4 protein-coding genes are annotated in these 2,892 nt (G+C 69.3%); 3 read left to right on the forward strand and 1 reads right to left on the reverse strand.

What is annotated here, in order from left to right; translation table 11 throughout:
* Nucleotides 1-396, reverse strand: a 396-nt coding sequence (locus AB7U92_RS25125; RefSeq protein WP_428583273.1) for a hypothetical protein, incomplete at its 3' end; no start/stop codon positions are given.
* 164 nt (nucleotides 397-560) lie between these two features.
* Between AB7U92_RS25125 and AB7U92_RS25130 the strand changes: the two genes are divergently transcribed.
* The 3 genes from AB7U92_RS25130 to AB7U92_RS25140 all read left to right on the forward strand — a co-directional run.
* Nucleotides 561-1,874 (forward strand): selenium-binding protein SBP56-related protein, encoded by a 1,314-nt coding sequence (locus AB7U92_RS25130; RefSeq protein WP_428583275.1) that lies wholly within the window; start codon nucleotides 561-563, stop codon nucleotides 1,872-1,874.
* Nucleotides 1,871-2,572, forward strand: coding sequence for an SCO family protein (locus AB7U92_RS25135; RefSeq protein ID WP_428583277.1), 702 nt, complete (start codon nucleotides 1,871-1,873; stop codon nucleotides 2,570-2,572). Before AB7U92_RS25130 ends, AB7U92_RS25135 begins: the two co-directional genes overlap by 4 nt.
* On the forward strand, nucleotides 2,569-2,892 hold a 324-nt coding region (locus AB7U92_RS25140), incomplete at its 3' end, for a cytochrome-c peroxidase (RefSeq protein ID WP_428583279.1). The genes AB7U92_RS25135 and AB7U92_RS25140, both read left to right, overlap by 4 nt.

The raw sequence follows: 2,892 nt of genomic DNA on the forward strand, positions 1-2,892 counted from the left end.
GGCATGGGCGAACTCCAGGCCGTAGGGCTTGTGCTTGGCGAGCACCGTGCCGCCGGTGGCGAGCCTGCCCTGGTCGACCACCTGCTGCGGCAGGTAGAGATAGAACTCGTCGTCGGGCGTGCCGGCGGGCTTGACGGCATGCAGCGTCAAGCGCTGAGTGCCGGGCTGCCCGGCCACCTCGGCCACCTCGATGATGCGGTACTCGCCCTCGGCCACGTTGGTCTTGCCCGACGAGCTGTTGCTCGAGCCCTGGATGGAGTTCGAGATGCTGGCCGAGCTCTGCGAGCCGGCCGACGAGGCCGACGATGCGGACGAGGCCGGGTCGGCCCAGGCGGGCGCGGTCACGCCGGCGCCGACGAGGGCCGCGAGGGCGACGCGGTGCAGGAGATGGGCCATGGTGATGCTCCTTCGGTGCCGAAACGTGCGCGATCGTAACGTCTGGATGTTGCTCGTCCGTTGCGGTTTGTGTCGTGGCGCGCCCGGTGGTACAAGAAACGCGCGATGCCGCGGGGCCGTCCTGCCCGCGCATCTCCGACGACAACACCACCGAGGAGACAAGCATGCGACTCAAGATCCGCGCAATCGCCCTACTGGCCGCATCCGTCCTGGCGCTGCCCGCCCAGGCCGACGAGACCTGCAACTCGCCCTACATGGCGGGGCTGATCAAGGGTCAGGAAGACTTCGTCCACGTCTGGACGCTGGGCGTCAAGGGCATGGGCGACGGCAACGACAAGCTCGTCACCATCGACGCCAACCCGGAGAGCAAGCGCTACGGCCGGGTGATCCACAAGATCTCGGTGCCCGGCCGCGGCGAGGCGCACCACATGGGCTTCACCGACGACCGCCGCTATCTCTGGGCCGGCCGGCTCGACGACAACAAGATCTTCGTCTTCGACATGCAGCGGCCCGACAAGCCGAAGCTGGTGAAGACCATCGCCAACATGGCCGCGAAGACCGGCTTCGTCGGCCCGCACACCTTCTACGCGATGCCCGGGCGCATGCTGGTGCAGGCGCTGTCGAACACGCGCGACCACGGCGGAGCGACCGGCCTGGTGATGTTTAACAACAAGGGCGACATCATCGAGAAGATCGCCATGCCCACCGGCGAGGTCGGCGGCGCCAAGGGCGACGGCTACGGCTACGACATCGCCATCAATCCGGGCAAGAACACCATGCTCACCTCCAGTTTCACCGGCTGGAACAACTACATGATGGACCTCGGCAAGCTGGTGAAGGACGGCGAGGCGATGAAGCGCTTCGGCAACACCATGGTGGCCTGGGACGTGAAGGCGATGAAGCCGCAGCAGGTGATGAGCGTGCCGGGCGCGCCGCTGGAGATCCGCTGGTCGCTCAAGGACGGCGACAACTGGGCCGTCACGGCCTCGGCGCTCACGTCCAAGATCTGGCTGATCAAGCAGGACGCCGGCGGCCAGTGGCAGGCGAAGGACGTGGCCACCATCGGCGACCCGGCCAAGATCCCGCTGCCGGTGGACATCAGCATCACCGCCGACGGCAAGGGCCTGTGGGTCAACACCTTCATGGACGGCACCACACGCTACTTCGACATGAGCAACCCGGAGGCGCCGAAGCAGACCTACTCGAAGGTCACCGGCAAGCAGGTGAACATGGTCTCGCAGAGCTGGGACGGCAAGCGCATCTACATCACCTCGTCGCTGCTGGCCAACTGGGACAAGAAGGGCGACGACAACGAGCAGGTGCTGCGCGCCTACGACTGGGACGGCAAGGAGCTGGTGCAGAAGTTCGAGGTCGACTTCGCCAAGCTCAAGCTCGGTCGCGCGCACCACATGAAGTTCACCGCGCGCCCGGCCGGGCAGTCGCTGGCCTCCACCGCCGTGAAGGTGGCGCAGCAGTGAAGGCCGCGCGGCGCTGGCGGCTGCACGCGCCGCTGGCGCTGCTGGCGGCGCACGCCGGCGTGCGCGCGGCCAGCGATGCCGCCACCGGGCCGGCGCCGCGCGCGCCGGTCGACGTGTCGCGCCTGCCCGCGCCGGGCAGCTACCGCCTGCCGCGCATCATCAGGGCCCCCGACGGCGAGGTGCTCGACGTCGATGGCCGCGCCCACCGCCTGCACCGCCTGCTGGCCGGGCGGCTGACGGTGCTGTCCTTCATGTACACCTACTGTCGCGACCCCGAGGGCTGCCCCAAGGCCTGGGCGGCAATGGAAGGGCTGCACGCAGCGCTGCGCGCCGAGGCGCCGCTGGCGGCGGTGTCGCAGCTGGTCAGCCTGAGCTTCGACCCCAGCCACGACACGCCGCAGCAGATGCGCCTGTACGGCGGCGAGCGTGCACGCGATGCACGGGTGCGCTGGCGCTTCCTGACCACCCGCTCGGTGCCGGCGCTGCTGCCGCTGCTCGACGGCTTCGGCCAGGACGTGACGGTGGAGACCGACGAACGCGGCCGGCCGGCGCGCACGCTCAACCACCTGCTCAAGCTCTTCCTCATCGACGACCAGCTGCAGGTGCGCGAGATCTACAGCGTGGCCACGCTGGCGCCCGAGGCGATGCTCAACGACCTGCGCACGCTCTCGCTCGAACGTGCCGCATTGAAGCCGTGAGGCGAGGCCTCGTTGCGCTGGCGCTGGTCGTGGGCTTCGCCGGGGCCGCAGCGGCCGATTCGTCGCTCGGCCTGCCCGATCTGAAGCCGCCGCCGGCGGCGCAGGTGGCGCTCGGCCGGCAGCTGTTCTTCGACCGGCGGCTGTCGGCCAACGGCACGCTGTCGTGCGCGATGTGCCACGTGCCCGAGCAGGGTTTCACCGTCAACGAGGCGCGCACCTCGGTGGGCATGAACGGCGTGAGCCTGCGGCGCAATGCGCCGACGCTGCTCAACGTCGCCTTCGTCGGCGCGCTGTTCCACGACGGCCGCGCCGCCAGCCTG

The organism is Piscinibacter sp. (assembly GCF_050175855.1).
GTDB lineage: Bacteria > Pseudomonadota > Gammaproteobacteria > Burkholderiales > Burkholderiaceae_C > Piscinibacter.